The 16,866-nt window shown below is 64.6% G+C and carries 17 protein-coding genes, 1 tRNA gene and 1 pseudogene; 12 read left to right on the top strand and 7 right to left on the bottom strand.

Going from position 1 to position 16,866, the window contains the following annotated elements:
- The first annotated feature begins 34 nt into the window (after positions 1–34).
- Entirely contained in the window at positions 35–736 is a 702-nt protein-coding gene (gene aat / locus ASE78_RS04990; RefSeq protein WP_056494082.1) for a leucyl/phenylalanyl-tRNA--protein transferase, read from the top strand.
- A gap of 35 nt (positions 737–771) precedes the next feature.
- Here aat and ASE78_RS19895 read toward each other — a convergent pair.
- From ASE78_RS19895 to ASE78_RS04970, 5 genes and pseudogenes are all read right to left on the bottom strand, one after another.
- A pseudogene (locus ASE78_RS19895) lies at positions 772–1,005 on the bottom strand (DUF2155 domain-containing protein); the annotation flags it as partial.
- 218 nt (positions 1,006–1,223) lie between these two features.
- A complete protein-coding gene (locus ASE78_RS04985) occupies positions 1,224–1,616 on the bottom strand; it encodes an NADH:ubiquinone oxidoreductase subunit NDUFA12 (protein WP_056494079.1) in 393 nt (130 codons plus the stop codon).
- A gap of 45 nt (positions 1,617–1,661) precedes the next feature.
- Positions 1,662–2,132: a DUF192 domain-containing protein gene (locus ASE78_RS04980; RefSeq protein ID WP_056494075.1), complete on the bottom strand. Its 471-nt coding sequence runs from the start codon at positions 2,130–2,132 to the stop codon at positions 1,662–1,664.
- Positions 2,133–2,151: 19 nt separating this feature from the next.
- Entirely contained in the window at positions 2,152–2,733 is a 582-nt protein-coding gene (locus ASE78_RS04975) for a cold-shock protein (RefSeq protein WP_056494072.1), read from the bottom strand.
- 65 nt (positions 2,734–2,798) lie between these two features.
- The gene (locus tag ASE78_RS04970) at positions 2,799–3,332 is read right to left on the bottom strand and encodes a regulatory protein RecX (protein WP_056494069.1); all 534 of its coding nucleotides are present in this window, start codon (positions 3,330–3,332) and stop codon (positions 2,799–2,801) included.
- A gap of 125 nt (positions 3,333–3,457) precedes the next feature.
- Between ASE78_RS04970 and ASE78_RS04965 the strand changes: the two genes are divergently transcribed.
- From ASE78_RS04965 to ASE78_RS18215, 7 genes are all read left to right on the top strand, one after another.
- Positions 3,458–5,212, top strand: coding sequence for a fatty acyl-AMP ligase (locus tag ASE78_RS04965; RefSeq protein ID WP_056494067.1), 1,755 nt, complete (start codon positions 3,458–3,460; stop codon positions 5,210–5,212).
- Positions 5,213–5,309: 97 nt separating this feature from the next.
- Positions 5,310–5,385, top strand: a tRNA-Trp gene (locus tag ASE78_RS04960).
- A gap of 39 nt (positions 5,386–5,424) precedes the next feature.
- Positions 5,425–6,003 (top strand): YqaA family protein, encoded by a 579-nt coding sequence (locus tag ASE78_RS04955; protein ID WP_056494064.1) that lies wholly within the window; start codon positions 5,425–5,427, stop codon positions 6,001–6,003.
- A gap of 93 nt (positions 6,004–6,096) precedes the next feature.
- Positions 6,097–6,741 carry an outer membrane beta-barrel protein gene (locus tag ASE78_RS04950; RefSeq protein WP_056494062.1) on the top strand — a complete coding sequence of 215 codons (645 nt, stop codon included), beginning with the start codon at positions 6,097–6,099 and terminating at the stop codon, positions 6,739–6,741.
- Between the two features lie 371 nt (positions 6,742–7,112).
- The gene (secE, locus tag ASE78_RS04945) at positions 7,113–7,340 is read left to right on the top strand and encodes a preprotein translocase subunit SecE (RefSeq protein WP_055755638.1); all 228 of its coding nucleotides are present in this window, start codon (positions 7,113–7,115) and stop codon (positions 7,338–7,340) included.
- A 40-nt stretch (positions 7,341–7,380) separates the two neighbouring features.
- Positions 7,381–7,920, top strand: coding sequence for a transcription termination/antitermination protein NusG (gene nusG / locus ASE78_RS04940; RefSeq protein WP_055755635.1), 540 nt, complete (start codon positions 7,381–7,383; stop codon positions 7,918–7,920).
- A gap of 298 nt (positions 7,921–8,218) precedes the next feature.
- Positions 8,219–9,841, top strand: coding sequence for a reverse transcriptase domain-containing protein (locus tag ASE78_RS18215; protein ID WP_156351295.1), 1,623 nt, complete (start codon positions 8,219–8,221; stop codon positions 9,839–9,841).
- Positions 9,842–9,867: 26 nt separating this feature from the next.
- Here the strand turns inward: ASE78_RS18215 and ASE78_RS04935 are convergent, their stop codons facing one another.
- A complete protein-coding gene (locus ASE78_RS04935) occupies positions 9,868–10,698 on the bottom strand; it encodes a hypothetical protein (protein ID WP_056494059.1) in 831 nt (276 codons plus the stop codon).
- 156 nt (positions 10,699–10,854) lie between these two features.
- Here ASE78_RS04935 and rplK point away from each other — a divergent pair, with 156 nt between their 5' ends.
- Positions 10,855–11,292 (top strand): 50S ribosomal protein L11, encoded by a 438-nt coding sequence (gene rplK / locus ASE78_RS04930; protein ID WP_056495206.1) that lies wholly within the window; start codon positions 10,855–10,857, stop codon positions 11,290–11,292.
- A 4-nt stretch (positions 11,293–11,296) separates the two neighbouring features.
- A complete protein-coding gene (rplA, locus tag ASE78_RS04925) occupies positions 11,297–11,995 on the top strand; it encodes a 50S ribosomal protein L1 (protein WP_055755631.1) in 699 nt (232 codons plus the stop codon).
- Between the two features lie 156 nt (positions 11,996–12,151).
- Here rplA and putA read toward each other — a convergent pair whose 3' ends face one another.
- Positions 12,152–15,247 carry a bifunctional proline dehydrogenase/L-glutamate gamma-semialdehyde dehydrogenase PutA gene (putA, locus tag ASE78_RS04920; protein ID WP_056495203.1) on the bottom strand — a complete coding sequence of 1,032 codons (3,096 nt, stop codon included), beginning with the start codon at positions 15,245–15,247 and terminating at the stop codon, positions 12,152–12,154.
- Positions 15,248–15,698: 451 nt separating this feature from the next.
- Here putA and ASE78_RS04915 point away from each other — a divergent pair, with 451 nt between their 5' ends.
- Both ASE78_RS04915 and ASE78_RS04910 read left to right on the top strand, forming a co-directional pair.
- The gene (locus tag ASE78_RS04915; RefSeq protein WP_056494056.1) at positions 15,699–16,151 is read left to right on the top strand and encodes an Lrp/AsnC ligand binding domain-containing protein; all 453 of its coding nucleotides are present in this window, start codon (positions 15,699–15,701) and stop codon (positions 16,149–16,151) included.
- 135 nt (positions 16,152–16,286) lie between these two features.
- On the top strand, positions 16,287–16,832 hold the full coding sequence (locus tag ASE78_RS04910; protein WP_156351294.1) for an alpha/beta hydrolase: 546 nt from the start codon (positions 16,287–16,289) through the stop codon (positions 16,830–16,832).
- Positions 16,833–16,866 lie beyond the last annotated feature (34 nt).

Genomic DNA, 16,866 nt, shown 5'->3' with positions numbered 1-16,866 from the left:
CCCTGTGAGCGATAGCGACCGCCTCGACCCGGCAATGGTACTCCGCGCCTATGCCGCCGGGATCTTCCCGATGGCCGATACGCGCGACGCGCCCGGCGTCTATTGGGTCGAGCCGAAATATCGCGGCGTCCTCCCGCTCGACGGGTTTCACCTGTCGCGCACGTTGCGCAAGCTGATCGTCCGCGATCGCTACCGCGTCACCGCCGACCGCGCCTTTGCCGGTATTCTCGCGCTGTGCGCCGAAAGCGCCGCCGATCGCACCGAAACATGGATCAACGGACCGATCGAAGCGGTTTTCCTCGAATTGCACGCGCTGGGCTTCGCCCATTCGGTCGAGGTGTGGGACGGCGATCGGCTGGCGGGCGGTCTTTACGGCCTTGCGATCGGCGGTGCGTTCTTCGGCGAAAGCATGGTCAGCCGCGCGCCCAGCGCCTCCAAGGTCGCGCTGGCGTGGCTCGTCGCGCGGCTGCGGGCGGGCGGCTACCGGCTGCTCGACTGCCAGTTCCAGACCGATCATCTCGAATCGATGGGCGCGGTCGAGATACCCCGCGCGCGCTATTCGGCGTTGCTGTCCGCCGCGATCGGGGTCGATTCGGCCGGCGTCGTCACCGGTGCGGACTTCGGCGCGCTCGATCGTCTGGCGGTTGGCGACGGTGGCGCGCCGCCGCCCGCCGATACGGTTTCCGGCCCTCCCCCGGGGAAGGACATCGTGCAGCTCTTGGGCCACACGTCGTAGATCGGGTGGAGCACGACGTTCAGTGCCGGCCGTTCCTTGAACAGCCAGCCCGAAAACGCCCGGCGCCATTTGGTGTCGGCGCCGCGCACGTCCAGTTGCACGAACGCGCCGGTATATTGCTCCTGCTCCCACGGCGCGGTGCGCTCGCACGCGCGCAGGCGGACGACGACATCGCCGACCCGCGTCGCCTGTCCGGGTTTCAGCGTCAGGTCGCGGGTTTCGCCGTTGCGCTTGTTGAGCAACCCGACCACCGCGACGCGCTGCGCCATCGGCGTGGCACCGGCCAGCAGCCGTTCGTCCAGCCCGGTGTCGACACTGACGACTTCGGTACCACCACCGGTGCGCGGACGCGCGGCATCGGGCACGGCGACCTCGGCGGCGACCGGTGCGGTGGCGGTGCGGCTATCCTGCCACCGCGTCCAGCCCAGCCAGCCGATCAGCCCCGCCACCACCACGATCGCCAGCCCGACCAGCCAGCGACGCGGGGTCATGCGTCGGGGTTCCACGCCTCATAATCGCCGGTGGCGCGGACCCGCGCGCCGCCCTTGTCGAGCACGCCGGGCGGGCGATAAGCGAGCGCGGTGCCGGTCTGGTTCTCGATTGGGGCCTGCTGCCACTGGCGCACCGGCGGCAGCGATTCGTCGGGCGTCCCCTCGATCTGGTGGTGCAGCCAACTGAACCAGTCGGGCGGCACGCGGCTCGCATCGTTCGAGCCGGAATAGATGACCCAGCGGCGCGGCTGCCCCGCGGTATCCTTGCCGCCCTGATAATAGACATTGCCGAGATGGTCGGAACCGACCTTCGCCATGCCGCGCAGGCCCATCCAGGTGCCGAAGGTGGCGCCGTTCCACCAGGTGAAGATGTTCGCGAGGATACCCATGGCGGTCCGCTTAGCGCCCCGATGCGGATGGGGCAACGGTGCCGATCATTTCCACGTCACCTTGTCGCCCGCCGCGATGCCCAGCTCGGCGGCGCGGCCACCGCCCAGTTCGAGGACGGCCGACACCGGCTCGCCCGATCCGACGGGGATTTCGGAATAGGGAATGGTGTCCTCGGCGATGGTCGCCACGGTGCCGTCGGGGCGGATGAACAGGATGTCGAGCGCGCTGGGCGTGTTCTTCATCCAGAAGCTGGCCGGTTTGGGCGGGCCACCGTCGGGCGGATAGGGCGCGAACAACATGCCGCCATCGGCGGGAATCGACGGGCGGTACATCAACCCGCGCTGCTGCTGCGCCTCGGTCGCGGCGAGTTCGACGGTGAAGTCATGGGCCTTGCCGGCGGCGGTCGTGATGGTGACGCGCTTCGTCGCGACGCCGGCCTGGGTGGCGGCGTCGCTCCCGCCCGACTGGCAGCCGCCCGTCGCGGCGGCGAGCGCCAGTGCCGCCGCGGCGGCCATCCGTTGCAATGTCACGCGCTTACTCGCCTTTTTCGACCACGATCGCCAGCGGCCCCTTCTGCCCATCGACGATCCTCGCGACAAGCCGCTCCTCGGGATCGACTTCCTCAATCCCGCCGCGCCGCAGCGTTTCCATATGGACGAACACGTCGCCGGGTTCGTTGATGCGAACCAGAAAACCATAGCCTTTCAGGCGGTTGAACCACTTCACCGTCACCGGCTCGAACGGGCCCGCCTGATCGGCCAATGCCATGCGGTCGGGGCGGTCGGCGGGGCGACGTACCGGTTCGATCGCGCTCGACAGGTCGATTTCGAGGATTTCGGTCGCCTGCATGCCGCGCGCCTTGCGTACCGCGTGGCAGACGATCCGCGCCCCTTCGGGAAGGGTCCGGCGGCCATGATCCTGAAGCACCGAAAAATGCACGAGGACGTCACCGACATCCGGGTCGTCGGCGACCACGAACCCGAAGCCGCGGGTCACGTCGAACCATTTGACGACGCCACCGATCGCGATTCCCGGCTCGGCATCATCGCCGAACGGCACGACGCCCGACGAAACGACGGAGAAATCGTCTGCGGTGGTTCGAGCCTCCATGCGCATATATTTGCAATCCCCCTGCCCGCATCCTAACACGATCTTTCACGAACGCGACGATTTCTTTGCGATTAAGCATGGTCTTCGCGCAAGTCCGGGACGTCGTCGGCGGTCATCGACGCGATTCGCCGGGCGAGCGACGGTGCATGACCGGCGCGGACCATCGCCGCGATCTGTCGTTCGCGCTGGTCGCGCTCGACCGGTTCGGGCGCGAACGGGCCGATCCGCCGCCGCCGGGCAAAGGCCATGGCGGTCGCCTCCGCCCCCTCGTCGATCGCTTCGTCCAGCGTGCTGCTGTCCTCGCCGGCCACCCCGGCGTGGCGCAGCGCATCGCGCACCCGGCGCGGCCCCAGCCCCCGCCGGGCCATCGCCGCCACGCGCGATTCCGCGAACGCCAGATCGTCCACATAGCGCAGTTCGACCATGCGATCGGCCAGCGCTTCGGGGTCGATCGCTCCTTCGCTGCCGCGTTCGCGCAGCTTGCGGCGCAGATAATCGAGCAGCTTGGCACGGGTCGTTGCGAAGCGTTCGACATAGCGTAGCGCAAGGCGTTCGAGTGCCGGCTGGGTCAGCGCGGGCGGCGGGCGGCGGGGTTCACGGGGCATGCGCCATGTTTGTGCCATAGTGCGCCGCGATTTTGAAACGGACTGTGCCGCGCGGCCGGTTGTCGCTATGGCGATCCGCTTGGGAGCCGCGTGTTACCCGCCATGGTGCCGTGAGTTGGACAAGAATGACGACGAATATTGAAGGAACTGTTGCAGCGACGCCGGTGGCGACACCGACCATGGACGCGCTCCCCCGCCGCTTCGCCGATTTCGCGACGCTGGGCGAAGCGATGGACTATGCCGCGACGGGGACACGCGGGCTGAACTTTCACGACGCACGCGGCACGCTCACCCGCCCCTACCCGTTTCGCGAGATGCGCGAGGATGCGCTCGCGCAGGCGCACCGGCTGATCGCGCATGGCGTGCGCCCGAAGGATCGCATCGCGCTGATCGCCGAGACGGGGCCGGAGTTCGCCGCGCTGTTCTTCGGCGTCGTCTATGCCGGCGCATGGCCGGTGCCGCTGCCGCTGCCCACGTCGTTCGGCGGGCGCGACGCCTATGTCGAGCAGCTCCGCGTGCAGTTGGCGAGCTGCGATCCCACGACCTTGCTCTATCCGGCTGAACTGGAAGCGATGGCGGGCGAAGCCGCGCGGGTCGCCGGGGTCGAAGGGATTGACTGGGAACGCTTTTCCGCCAGCGACGCGCCGGTCGTCGATCTGCCGCAGGCCGCCACCGACGATATTTGCTACCTGCAATATTCGAGCGGTTCGACCCGTTTCCCGCACGGGACCGAGATCACCCACGCCGCGCTGCTGAACAACCTGTCGGCGCACAGCCATGGTATGGAAGTGAACCCCGAGGACCGCTGCGTGTCGTGGTTGCCATGGTATCACGACATGGGGCTGGTCGGCTGTTTCCTGTCGGTCGTCGCCAACCAGGTGTCGACCGACTATCTGAAGACCGAGGATTTCGCGCGGCGGCCGCTGGCGTGGCTCGATCTCATCACCCGCAACACCGGCAGTTCGATTTCCTACTCGCCGACCTTCGGCTACGACATCTGCGCCCGGCGGATGTCGAGCCAGACCAAGGCGGCCGACCGGTTCGACCTGTCGCGCTGGCGGCTGGCGGGCAATGGCGCGGACATGATCCGGCCCGATGTGATGCAGTCGTTCGTCGACGCCTTTGCAGACGCCGGGTTCAAGGCGTCGGCGTTCCTGCCGTCCTATGGCTTGGCGGAGGCGACGCTGGCGGTGGCGATCATGCCGCCGGGCGAAGGGATCATCGTCGAACTGGTTGAAGAGACGGAACTTTCCGGTCACGCAGGGCGCGCCGACCGGCCGCAGCGGTATCGCGCGATCGTGAATTGCGGCAAGCCGGTGAAGGACATGGCGATCGAAATCCGCGAGGAGGACGGCACGCTGTTGCCGCAGCGCGCGATCGGCAAGCTGTGGTGCAAGGGCCCGTCGCTGATGAGCGGTTATTTCCGCGATCCCGAGGCGACCGCGGCGTGCATGGCCGATGGCTGGCTCGACACTGGCGACATGGCTTATATGTCAGAGGGTTACGTCTATATCGTCGGCCGCGCCAAGGACATGATTATCGTCAATGGCAAGAACCACTGGCCGCAGGACATCGAATGGGCGGTCGAGCAACTGCCCGGATTCAAGGCGGGCGACATCGCCGCCTTCGCCATCACCACGCCGGGCGGCGAGGAAACCCCGGCGGTGCTGGTGCAGTGCCGCGCGTCGGACGAGGCCGAGCGGCAACGGCTGCGCGAGGAAATTCGCGAGCGCGTCCGGTCGGTTACGGGGATGAACTGCGTCATCGAACTGGTGCCGCCACGCACGCTGCCGCGCACGTCGTCGGGCAAGTTGAGCCGGGCGAAGGCGCGCAAACTGTATCTGGAAGGCGAGATCAAGCCCTATGCGATCGCGGCCTGAACCCGCAAGTTTTCGCTGTCCTACAGGCCGCCCGACCGGCTATCCAATAATCGGCCTTGTGCTTCCGGTTGGACCGGGATAGAGGCCGCCTCCGCACACGAGTGTAGCTCAGCTGGTAGAGCATCGGTCTCCAAAACCGAGGGCCGGGGGTTCGAATCCCTCCACTCGTGCCAGCGCACCCCGCGCGCCCTTCCCCCATCTGGACGCCGACGATGTTCCGTGCGCTGTACGACTGGACGCTTCGCCTCGCCAATCATCGCCATGCGGTGCGCAGCCTTGCCGTCGTGTCGTTTTGCGAAAGCTCGTTCTTTCCGATTCCGCCGGATGTCGTGCTGGTGCCGGTCATTCTGCAGCATCGGACGCGGGCGTACCGGATCGCGGCGATCTGCACGATCGCGTCGGTGCTGGGGGCGATGGTCGGCTATGCCATCGGCTATTTCCTGTTCGACACGGTCGGGCGCTGGGTGATCGAGCTGTACGGGTTGCAGGACAAGGCCACCGCGTTCCAGGCGTCGTTCGCGAAGTACGGCGCGGCGATCATCCTGCTCAAAGGGCTGACGCCGATCCCGTTCAAGCTGGTCACGATCGGGTCGGGGCTCGCCAAGTTCAATTTCGGGATGTTCGTGCTGACGGCGGCGATCACCCGCGCGTTCCGCTTCTTCCTGATCGCGTTCCTGCTCAAGCGCTATGGCCAGCCGGTGCAGGACTTCATCGAGAAGCGGCTGACGCTGATCGGGACGTTGCTGGTGGTGGCGCTGGTCGGCGGGTTCGCGGCGGTCAGCCTGTTGTAACCGTTTCGGCTGCGTTTCATACCGCACCGCAGCAAATCGATGCTATGCTCTTTGCGCCGTCCGCGAATCGGACGGTGTTTGGGGGGACCATCCATGTTGAAATTCGTAGCCGCCATCGGGGCGGCGGTGATCGCACTTGCCCAGCCGGCCGCCGCGCAGGATATGCCGCCGCCGGTCGCGCCCGAGCTGACCGATGCGCCGGGCGATGACCCGTTGAGCGGTTTCCGGTTCGAGGCCACCGCCGGCTATGACCGGCTCGAAGCCTATTATATCGAGGACGATACCAAATATTACGACGGCGCGAACGGCATCCGCTATGGCAGCGAGATCGGCTATGATGCGGCGATCGGGCGCAATGTGCTGCTGGGCGGTTATGTCGCGTACAGCGGGTCGAGCGTGGACCGGTGCGACGACCTCGATTATTTCGTGCTGTGCCAGAAGGCGGGCAACGAGATTTCAGGTGGGCTGCGGATCGGCGGTCGGATCGGCCGTCGCGCGCAGATGTACGGCAAGATCGGCTATTCGCAGTTGAAGCTGAACCTGTCGGCATTCGGCGACGATTTCGAGGAAACGTATAAGGGCGTGCAATTCGGCTTCGGCGGCGAATATGCGATGGGCAACGGTGCCTATGTGAAGGCCGAGTTCGTCGGCAGCAGCTTCGGCACCAACAACACCATCTATGAAGACCTGAACTTCGAGCGGCGCAGTGTCGTGGTGGGGCTAGGCTATCGGTTCTGACGATCGGCCTTCGGGAGAAACCGGGGGCACCTTTGCTGAGAAGCGAGGGGCGGGGTTGGGTAGGTCCGTGCGGCACGGGATGCTTTCCACAACCGGCCGACCCACCCCCGGCCCCTCCCTTGTCAGGGAGGGGAGAAGACCGGCGTTTTGCTGGATGTCGATCCGGCTCGCCTGCCCTGCCCGTCCGATTATGGCGAGGGGGGAACGCGCGGGCGGGGGATGTCGCGACGCGGGGCTTCGAGGGGGGATCGCCGCCCTGCCCGGCATTGCTTGCATGGGGCTGCGTTCGTCGCTAGATACCATGCCCAATCCGACAGCGTGGATGGGCCGCGCCGGTTCTTGTAAGGGACCGGACGGGGCCTTGTGTCCAAATGTCGATCAACCGCAACAAGGGTGCGCGTGTGGCCAAGGTTACTCCAGTCGAATTCATGCGGCAGGTTAAGGCGGAAACCGCGAAGGTGACGTGGCCGACGCGCAAGGAAACGGTGATGACCGCGGTGATGGTGGTCATCATGACCTCGTTGCTCGCGATCTTCTTCCTTGGCGTCGATTCGATGTTCGATGCGATCGTGAAGGCGCTGCTGCGCCTCGCCCAGTAACGCCTCGACCCCGCACTCCCACGAGCTTCAAAGGACTTTCATGTCGCGTTGGTACATCATTCACGCCTATTCGGGGTTCGAGGGCAAGGTCCGCGATTCGATCATGACCGAGGCGACGCGCCTCGGCCTTGACCATGCGGTCGAGGCGATCGAGGTGCCGACCGAGAACGTGACCGAGGTGCGGCGCGGCAAGAAAGTGCAGTCCGAGCGCAAGTTCATGCCCGGATACGTGCTGGCGAAGCTGGACCTGAACGATCAGGTCTATCACCTCGTCAAGAACACGCCGAAGGTGACGGGCTTCCTGGGGTCGTCGGGCAAGCCGCAGGCGATCAGCGAGGCGGAAGCCACGCGGATGCTGAACAGCAAGGAAGAGGCCGCCGCCTCGCCCACCAAGCAGAAGATCAAGGTCGATTTCGAGATCGGCGATTCGGTCAAGGTGCTCGACGGCCCGTTCGCGAGCTTCAACGGCGTGGTCGAGGAACTGGACTTCGACAAGTCGAAGGTGAAGGTTTCGGTGTCGATCTTCGGGCGGGCAACCCCGGTGGAACTGGACTTCGAGCAGGTGGAACGAAGCAAGTAAGGCAAAGCCTGACTTGCTGTCCGCACGCGGTTAGCGCCAGCTAACTGCGAGACGGCGGACACCGGCCGGCGGGTGCAACCCGACCGACGTTAGCGGCGTAGGGCGAAGGCCCTGCGCCGTTTTTGGTTTGGGAAAAGCTCTTGATACGCTTCGGACACCCCCTTGACTTCCGACGAGTATCCAGTTGAATTAAAGACATGTGCGGGACGCACTAGCCACGTCGGGATACTTACTTTGCAGTCGAGTTCTGCCGAACTCGTTCGCCAATCGCAAAAGAAACCCTGACTCTCCGATTGTGGTGGCCGCCCCCGTGCCTTGCACGGGGGCGCGTTACTCGGAAGGGGATACAATTTTGCAAGAACTGATTGAAGAAGCGATTATTCGCAAAGCTCAATCTGTTTTACGTAATCGTAGAATTGATCGCGCCATTTCATTCAAAAATGCTGATCGATATCGTAAGCGAACTGGGCTGGTTCCTGGTATTCCATCAGAAGCAGACCCTGCTTGGTGGAATTACCACCCTCATTTCGATCCAGCATATTGCATTCGGCATGCTCGATACCTGAGCCGAACCATATGGCGCAAGCTACAGGATAATCTGTATCATCCAGTTCCGGCTATTCAATTCGACCTTCCAAAACCAGATGGTTCGCATCGAAAGATCATGGCCTTTGCAATTCCCGACTCTGCTCTTGCAAATTTAGTTCATCGTAAGGCTACGAAAAGGAATATAAATCTTTTTTCACGCCTGAGCTACGCCTATCGTCCTGACCAAAATGTTTTTGACGCTATACTAAATTTATCAAAATCCCTCGACTCTCCAAAATCGTATATAGTTCAGTACGATTTTTCTAAGTATTTTGATACTATTGATCATTCTTATATTAGAAAAGTTCTATTTGAGCGGCAATTATTCTTACTTCCGGAAGCTGAGCGAAATGCTATAAATTCTTTTCTCAAGCATGAATATGCTCATATTTCTACCTATAGTCACAACGTGTTTGATGTCAGAGATTCTGGGGTCCCGCAAGGTAGCTCACTGTCATTGTTCTTATCAAATGCGGCAGCCCACGAATTAGATTTAGCACTTGAAAAATTAAACGGAACTTTTGTACGTTTTGCTGATGATGTTGTCGCAGTAGCTCACTCATATTCCGACGCGCTGGCGATTTCAGCAGCATTTCGGGACCATTGCAATTTGGCTGGCCTGAAAATAAATTATGATAAATCTCCGGGCATTTTACTATTTGGCGGAAGTCCAGAACGTGAAATGCGGACCTTTACTATTGATACTGACGATGGCGATCAATTAGAAACTATTTCTAAAATAGATTATCTTGGTCATAGCATTACTGCTTGTGGCGTAAACATTCCGTCTAAATCAATAAAACGAATAAAGTCAAAAATTTCGAGTATAGTTCATAAAAACCTTTTCCTTCATCGAAGAAATTTAGGCGACTCCTTTAATCCGTTACGCGTAGGCCCCGGATTTACAGATTGGGACTTAACCACGTGCATTAACGAAATACGTAAATATATTTATGGAGCGTTGAGAGAAAGTCAGATCGATGGATTCTTATCGGATGCCAGCAAACCCCCATACATGCGTGGACTAATGGGATTTTTTCCGCTCATTACGGACCCAAAAACTTTTATAGAATTGGATGGCTGGCTGTTAAATATCATTGCTAGGGCGCAGCGAGAAAGACGCCGCATGCTTTCTAGTAATTTTGGAGTATCTATTCCGGTATTGACCAAAAAAGAATTAATATCTGGAAGTTGGTATCAATACCCAGAAATTAGAAACGATGCGTCACTTCCCAGCTTTGTTCGTGCTTGGCGCGCAGCGCGGAAATATTATCGGCGTTACGGGCTTTCGGGAATTGAACCTCCTCGTTATTATTCTTTGAACGAATATTAAATTTCTTAATAGGCAACTGATAGCGGCTATCTTGATGCTTTCCCCCACCTCACCCGCTTAATCGCCGCCAGCAAATCCTCATCCGGCGTAAGCGGCTCCCACTCCTCCCGCCTGCCCCCGCGCCGCCACTCCAGTTGCGCGTAACTGACCAGCCGCCGCTCCTCCTCGTCCAGCACCTTCTCCACGCGATACTCCCGCGCACACCGGTCCTTCCACGCGGCGTTGCTCTCGCCACGCTTCGGGCCGAACGCGGGGTTGACCAGTTCCTTCTGCCGCCGGTCGTTCCATGCGACCAAGAGCATCGCCTGATGCACGGTCATCGGCTCGATCGGCGGGGGATCGTTGTGGCGCCACTGGTCGTGGACATTGGCTTCGGGCAGGCCGGATTCGAGCAGCGCCATCTCCAGCCGTTCGGCGCCCACCGCCAGCGCGAGGCGCATCTCGCGGGCGAAGCCGGGGTGGCGGCGGGCGCGGGCGTAGAAGCTCGAATGGGCGAAGCCCGCCGCGCTCGCCGCCAGACGCACGTTGGCGGTGGCGGTGAGCGCGCGCAGGAAGGCTTGCTCGGCGGCGGTGTCGATGTGGCGGGCCCTGGTGGCGCGCAGTTGCAGGCGGCCTTTCGAGCGGACGAGGCGGGCGTCGTCGGGCGAGACATTGGTATCGGCGAGGGCGGCGGCGGCGAGCGCCAGCGCGCTTTCCCAGCGCTGGGCGAAGTCGGGGTCGGCGTTGCGGCGCTTGGTCAGCATCGAGCGGTTGAGGCCCAGCGTGCGCGCGGCGTCGCGGGCGTTGCCGGTGCGGGCGAGTTCCTTGAGGAAGGCGGCGTTCTGGAGCGCCTGCGCGCGGCTATAGGGTCTGGCCATGGCTTCGAGCGGATCATTGTAAGTCCAACATTGCAAGGGGCCGCGCTTTCGACTATGCGCGCACGCTTCCGATACGACAGTTTTGGAAAACCATGGCGGGAGGCGCTCCGGTAACGGATGTGCCGCACGGACCGCTAAACTTGAAAGAGAGTGACCATGGCCAAGAAGATTACCGGCTATATCAAGCTGCAGGTGCCGGCGGGCGAAGCCAAGCCGTCGCCGCCGATCGGGCCCGCGCTGGGTCAGCGCGGCGTGAACATCATGGAATTCTGCAAGACGTTCAACGCGCAGACCTCCAGCGGCGACATCGCGAAGGGCACGCCGCTGCCCACGATCATCACCGTCTATGCCGACCGGTCGTTCAGCTTCGAGACGAAGACGCCGCCGGCGACGTATCTTATCAAGCAGGCGATCAACCTGAAGTCGGGTTCGAAGGAGCCGGGCAAGTCGGTCGCGGGCACGATCAAGCGTTCGCAGTTGAGCGAGATCGCGACGATCAAGATGAAGGATCTGAACGCCAACGACATCGACGCGGCGACGAAGATCATCGAAGGTTCGGCCCGCGCGATGGGCCTCGAAGTCACGGAGGGTTGAGATCATGGCCAAGCTGACCAAGAAGGCGAAGACCCTCGCCACCGCCGTCGACACGCTGAAGCTGCACGGCATCGATGAAGCCATCGCGCTCGCCAAGACCCACGCCACGTCGAAGTTCGACGAGACGATCGAGGTCGCGCTGAACCTGGGTGTCGATCCGCGTCACGCCGACCAGATGGTCCGCGGCGTGGTGACGCTGCCCAAGGGCACCGGCAAGACGGTGCGCGTCGGCGTGTTCGCACGCGGCGCCAAGGCGGACGAAGCCACTGCGGCGGGTGCCGACGTGGTGGGTGCCGAGGACCTGATGGACGCGATCCAGGGCGGCAAGATCGATTTCGATCGCTGCATCGCGACGCCGGACATGATGGGCCTCGTCGGCCGTCTCGGCAAGATCCTGGGTCCGAAGGGCCTGATGCCGAACCCGAAGCTCGGCACGGTGACGATGAACGTCGCCGCCGCCGTCGAAGCCGCCAAGGGCGGTCAGGTGGAATATCGCGTCGAGAAGGCCGGTATCATCCATTCGGGCATCGGCAAGGCGTCGTTCCCGGCCGAGGACCTGCGCGCGAACTTCGACGCGCTGGTCGACGCGGTGGTGAAGGCCAAGCCGTCGGGCGCCAAGGGCAAGTATGTGCGCAAGGTCGCGCTGAGCTCGTCGATGGGCCCGGGGATTAAAGTCGATACGGCCGAGGTCGCAGGCGCGTAAGCGCCGCAGCCGTGCCGCAGGGCACGGCCCGAGGCCGGCCGGTGGGAGCGCAGGCTCCCGACCGACGACGCGGGATTAATTCCCGTGTCGGTTGCCAGAAGAAAAGGGGTCGGAGGCTTTACGCTTCCGGCCCCTTTTCCTTGGCCCCCACCCCGCTTACAAATTCAGCAGCGCAGGATCGCCGCCCTTGGCCATGATGTTGATCGAGGTCGAGCGTTCCGCCGCGTAGCGCAGCAGCGCGTCGGGGCCGCCGGCCTTGGGGCCGGTGCCCGACAGCCCTTCGCCGCCGAACGGCTGGACGCCGACGACCGCGCCGATGATCGAGCGGTTGACGTAGACGTTGCCCGCCGGGACCAGCGCGGCGACTTCCTCGGCGAAACGGTCGATGCGGCTGTGGATGCCGAGCGTCAGGCCGTAGCCGCGCGCGGCGAGGGCTCCGGCGACTTGGGGCAAGTCGGCCGGATCGTAGCGATGGATGTGGAGGATGGGGCCGAATACCTCGCGTTCGAGGAAGTCGGGGGTGGGGATTTCGGCGATGACCGGGGCGAAATAGGTGCCCTTGGCCGCCCATTGCTTCGCATCGGCGCGGAAGAGGATTTTCGCCTCGCGCTCCAAGCGGGCGACATGGGCTTCGAGCGCATCACGCGCGTCGGCGTCGATCACCGGGCCGATGTCGGTGGCGGGGTCGGCGGGGTCGCCCAGCGCGAGGCACTTCGCCGCGCCGATCAGCGTTTCGATCACCGCATCGGCGGTGTCCCTCGGCAGATAGAGCAGGCGCAGCGCCGAACAACGCTGGCCGGCCGAGCCGAAGGCGGAGAGCAGGACATCGTCGACGACCTGTTCGCGCAGCGCGCTGGTGTCGACGAACATACCGTTGAGGCCACCGGTCTCCGCGATGAACGGCAGGATGGGGCCGCGCCGGTCGGCCAACTGGCGGTTGATCGCCCATGCGGTGTCGGTGCCGCCGGTGAAGGCGACGCCGGCGATCGACGGATGGCCGACGAGTTTCGCGCCGACGTCCGCGCCCTCGCCGGGCAGCAGCGCGAGGAGATCGGGGTTCAGGCCGGCGGCGTGGAACAGGCGGACGGCTTCATGCGCGACGAGCGGGGTCTGTTCGGCGGGCTTGGCCAGCACCGCATTGCCGGCGGCGAGGGCGGCGGCGACCTGTCCGGTGAAGATCGCCAGCGGGAAGTTCCACGGGGAGATGCAGACGAAGGTGCCGCGTCCGTGGAGTTCGATCTGGTTCACCTCGCCCACCGGTCCATGCAGCACGGTCGGCCCGGCGAAGCGGGTTTCGGCGAGCAGCGCGTAATAGCGGCAGAAGTCGATCGCCTCGCGCACTTCGGCGACGCCGTCGTTGAGCGTCTTGCCGGCCTCGGCCGACAGGATGGCGATGAAGCGGTCCATCTGCGTGTCGAGCGCGTCGGCCATGGCGCGCAGCACCTTGCCGCGCGCGAGGCCGCCGGCGGCGTCCCATGCCGGTTGCGCGGCACGGGCGCGGCGTGCGGCTTCGTCGATGTCGGCGGCGGTGGCGTTGCTGACCGATCCGATGGTGCGGGCGTGATCGACCGGGCTGGCCATCGGCGTCGCCCCTGCCCCGGGCTGCATCCGGCCACCGACGATCGGGCCGGCGGTGATCGGCGCATAGGCGGCGCGGGCGCGATCGGCCTGCGCGCGGACGGTGGCGATCGAATAGTCGCGCCCCAACGGGTTGGCGCGGCCGGCGTAGATCGCGGCGGGCGATGGCAGGCGGGGATGCTGGTGCGGCTGGGCAGCGACCGCCGCCACCGGATCGGCGACGATGGTTTCCGGCGAAATCTCCTCGTCGAGCAGCGCGTTGACGAAGCTGGAGTTCGCGCCGTTCTCTAACAGGCGGCGCACCAGATAGGGCAGCAGTTCCTCATGCCCGCCGACCGGGGCATAGGCGCGGAGCACCAGCGCATTGTCGGTGCCCGCCCCGGCGGCGCGGTACAGCCCCTCGCCCATGCCGTGGAGGCGCTGATGTTCGATCGCCACCCCGGCGCGCGCCGCCATGTGGCGGACGGCGACGAGGGTGTGGGCGTTGTGCGTCGCGAACTGCGGATAGAGCGCGGGGGCGGCGGCGATCAGCTTGTGCGCGCAGACGAGGTAGCTGAGATCGGTCGCCGCCTTCGAGGTGAATACCGGATAGCCGGGATGGCCGGCGATCTGCGCGCGCTTCACCTCGCTGTCCCAATAGGCGCCCTTGACCAGCCGGACCATGATCCGCCGCCCGGTGTCGCGCGACAGGCGCTCCAGCCCATCGATGACGCCGCGCGCGCGCTTGCCATAGCCCTGTACGACGACGCCGAGGCCGGTCCAGTCGCCGAGATCGGCTTCGCGCGCGAGAGCGTCGACGAGTTTGAGCGACAGCGCGAGGCGATCGGCCTCCTCGGCATCAATTGCGAGGTTGAGCGCATGGCCGGCGGCGATGCGGGCGAGGCGGTGGAGGCGCGGGTAGAGATCGGCGATGACCTCGCCCTCGCGCACCGCTTCGTAGCGCGGGCAGAGCGCGGAGAGTTTCACCGAGACGCCGTGGCCCTGTTCGGGGGTGCTGCCCGGCGCGCGGGCGCGGCCGACGGCGTCGATCGCCGCAGCATAGATGGCTTCGTAGCGATCGGCATCGGCCAGTGTGCGCGCGCCTTCACCGAGCATGTCGAACGAGCAGAGATAGCCTTCCTTCGCGGCGCGCTTCAGCGCGTCCTCGATCGTCGCGCCGAGGACGAACTGGTCGCCCATGATGCCGACGGCGGCGGCCAGCGCGCGGCGGATGACCGGTTCGCCGAGGCGGCCCGCCAGACGGCGGATCGTCTCGCCGATGCCGGCGCTGCCCGCGTCGCCGACCAGCTTGCCGGTGAGCGTCAGGCCGATGGTCGAGGCGTTGACGAACAGGCTGGACGACTGGCCGAGATGCGCCGCCCAGTCGGCCGCCCCCACCTTTTCGGCGATCAGCCGGTCGCGGGTCGCGGCATCGGGCGTGCGCAGCAGCGCTTCGGCGAGGCACATCAGCGCCAGCCCTTCCTGCGTGCCGAGCGAGAATTGCTGGAGGAAGCCTTCGACCACGCCGGGCTTGGCGGCGGCGGCGCGGGTGCGCGCGACGAGTTTCGCGGCGTCGGCAACGATCTGCGACCGGTCGGCGGTGGTCAGCGGGACCTGTGCCAGTAGTTGCGAGAGCAGCACCGCTTCGTCGGTGAACTTGTCGGCGTCCAAGGCATCCCAGTCGATCGCGGGCATCGGTTTCTCCATGTGGTATCGACGGTATAGGGCGGGATCGGGTGAAGGTGTGTCGGTTGTTGCGGGGGATGGCCGATGATCTGGTTGCATTATACGATCTTGGCATCATTATCTTCGTCATCCCGGCGCAGGCCGGGATCCACGGATACGGGCCGGGGCGGCGCTTGCGAGGCGTTTCGTGGCCATGGATCCCGGCCTTCGCCGGGATGACGGGGGCGTGGGGCCGGCGGTGTGACGGTTTTCCGTTCGGCACCGGCTACTCTTGTGAAAGGAATGAGAGCATTATTCATCTTCACCGTCACGGCTACCGTCGTCATCCCGGCGCAGGCCGGGATCCACGGATACGGGCCGGGGCGGCGCTTGCGAGACGCTTCGTGACCATGGATCCCGGCCTGCGCCGGGATGACGGAGCGTGTGGGGGAGCCGTGGGGGCTGGCGGGGAAACAGGATCATGGACCAGACCGACCGCAAGTTGCTGCGGGTGTTGCAGGCCGATGGGCGGATCACCAATCAGGCGCTCGCCAGCCAGTGCGGGCTGTCGCCCGCCGCCGCGTTCGAGCGGGTGCGGCGGTTGCGCGAGAGCGGGGTCATCCGGGGCTATGCCGCGCTGCTCGATCCGGGGAAGCTCGACCGGTCGCTGCTGGTGTTCATCGAGGTGCTGCTCGACCGGACGACGGCCGACGTGTTCACCGCGTTCGGCAATCATGTCCGCGACCTGCCCGAAGTGCTCGAATGCCATATGGTCGCGGGCGGGTTCGATTATCTGCTGAAGGTGCGGATGGCGGACATGGACGCCTATCGCGCGTTCCTCGGCCGCACGCTGACGACGGTGCCCGGCGTGCGCGAGACGCGGACCTATGCGGTGCTGGAAGAGGTGAAGGCGACGACGGCGTTGCCGCTTTGATTCGCTCCCCTCCCTGACAGGGAGGGGAGTAAGCGGACGCATAACACGATATTGCGTGGTATTGCTGCGGTATGAACGATTGCGTCGTTCGTACGCTGTGATAGCCTGTGCGACGGTTCGACGTGGAGACGACCGATGGTTGCGATCGCTGCCCCTGCTGGCCCGAGAATCCTGGCGTTGATCGATGGTGCGCCGCCGATGGCGATGGCCGATGCGATCGACCGGTTGCGCGCGACGTTGCTGCCGATCGGGCGGGCGACCGATGGCGACCGCAACATCCTTGGCGCGAAGATCGACCGGTTCGTCGGCGATGGCGATGCGCCGGTGATCCTGATGGCGCATGGCGCGGGCTGCCGCGCGGCGGCGTGGTGGGCGCGGCTGTCACCGGCGCATTATGTCCAGCGGGTGGCCGGGGCGATCCTCGTCGACCCGGTGGCGGAGGCCGGGCATGACCGCTTCGCCTCGCCCAGCATCGCGCTGCCGTTCCGGTCGGTCACGGTCGATCACTCGCCGCCGGCGATGATCGCGGCGCTGGCGCGCGAATGGGGCAGCGAACTGGTCGACGATCGCGAGGAAGAGGCGGCGCGTGGGCGTCGGTTGCTCAGGATCATCGAGCGGCTGAGCGGCGCGGTGGTGGCGCATGACGTTCGCACCGCGCGGAAATTGGCGCGGCTGGGGTAGAGCAGCAACGCCCAGAAATTGCTCCCCTCCCTGA

This window comes from Sphingomonas sp. Leaf25, from assembly GCF_001421635.1.
In the GTDB taxonomy this organism is placed as follows: domain Bacteria; phylum Pseudomonadota; class Alphaproteobacteria; order Sphingomonadales; family Sphingomonadaceae; genus Sphingomonas.
This window is presented reverse-complemented; position numbering and strand designations above follow the sequence as displayed.

Bases quoted from the DNA above. Each gene is read 5' to 3' on its own strand.
- aat (WP_056494082.1), top strand. From the start codon at position 35: ATGGTACTCCGCGCCTATGCCGCCGGGATCTTCCCGATGGCCGATACG.
- ASE78_RS04985 (WP_056494079.1), bottom strand. From the start codon at position 1,616: ATGGGTATCCTCGCGAACATCTTCACCTGGTGGAACGGCGCCACCTTC.
- ASE78_RS04980 (WP_056494075.1), bottom strand. From the start codon at position 2,132: ATGGCCGCCGCGGCGGCACTGGCGCTCGCCGCCGCGACGGGCGGCTGC.
- ASE78_RS04975 (WP_056494072.1), bottom strand. From the start codon at position 2,733: ATGCGCATGGAGGCTCGAACCACCGCAGACGATTTCTCCGTCGTTTCG.
- ASE78_RS04970 (WP_056494069.1), bottom strand. From the start codon at position 3,332: ATGCCCCGTGAACCCCGCCGCCCGCCGCCCGCGCTGACCCAGCCGGCA.
- ASE78_RS04965 (WP_056494067.1), top strand. From the start codon at position 3,458: ATGACGACGAATATTGAAGGAACTGTTGCAGCGACGCCGGTGGCGACA.
- ASE78_RS04955 (WP_056494064.1), top strand. From the start codon at position 5,425: ATGTTCCGTGCGCTGTACGACTGGACGCTTCGCCTCGCCAATCATCGC.
- ASE78_RS04950 (WP_056494062.1), top strand. From the start codon at position 6,097: ATGTTGAAATTCGTAGCCGCCATCGGGGCGGCGGTGATCGCACTTGCC.
- secE (WP_055755638.1), top strand. From the start codon at position 7,113: ATGTCGATCAACCGCAACAAGGGTGCGCGTGTGGCCAAGGTTACTCCA.
- nusG (WP_055755635.1), top strand. From the start codon at position 7,381: ATGTCGCGTTGGTACATCATTCACGCCTATTCGGGGTTCGAGGGCAAG.
- ASE78_RS04935 (WP_056494059.1), bottom strand. From the start codon at position 10,698: ATGGCCAGACCCTATAGCCGCGCGCAGGCGCTCCAGAACGCCGCCTTC.
- rplK (WP_056495206.1), top strand. From the start codon at position 10,855: ATGGCCAAGAAGATTACCGGCTATATCAAGCTGCAGGTGCCGGCGGGC.
- rplA (WP_055755631.1), top strand. From the start codon at position 11,297: ATGGCCAAGCTGACCAAGAAGGCGAAGACCCTCGCCACCGCCGTCGAC.
- putA (WP_056495203.1), bottom strand. From the start codon at position 15,247: ATGCCCGCGATCGACTGGGATGCCTTGGACGCCGACAAGTTCACCGAC.
- ASE78_RS04915 (WP_056494056.1), top strand. From the start codon at position 15,699: ATGGACCAGACCGACCGCAAGTTGCTGCGGGTGTTGCAGGCCGATGGG.
- ASE78_RS04910 (WP_156351294.1), top strand. From the start codon at position 16,287: ATGGTTGCGATCGCTGCCCCTGCTGGCCCGAGAATCCTGGCGTTGATC.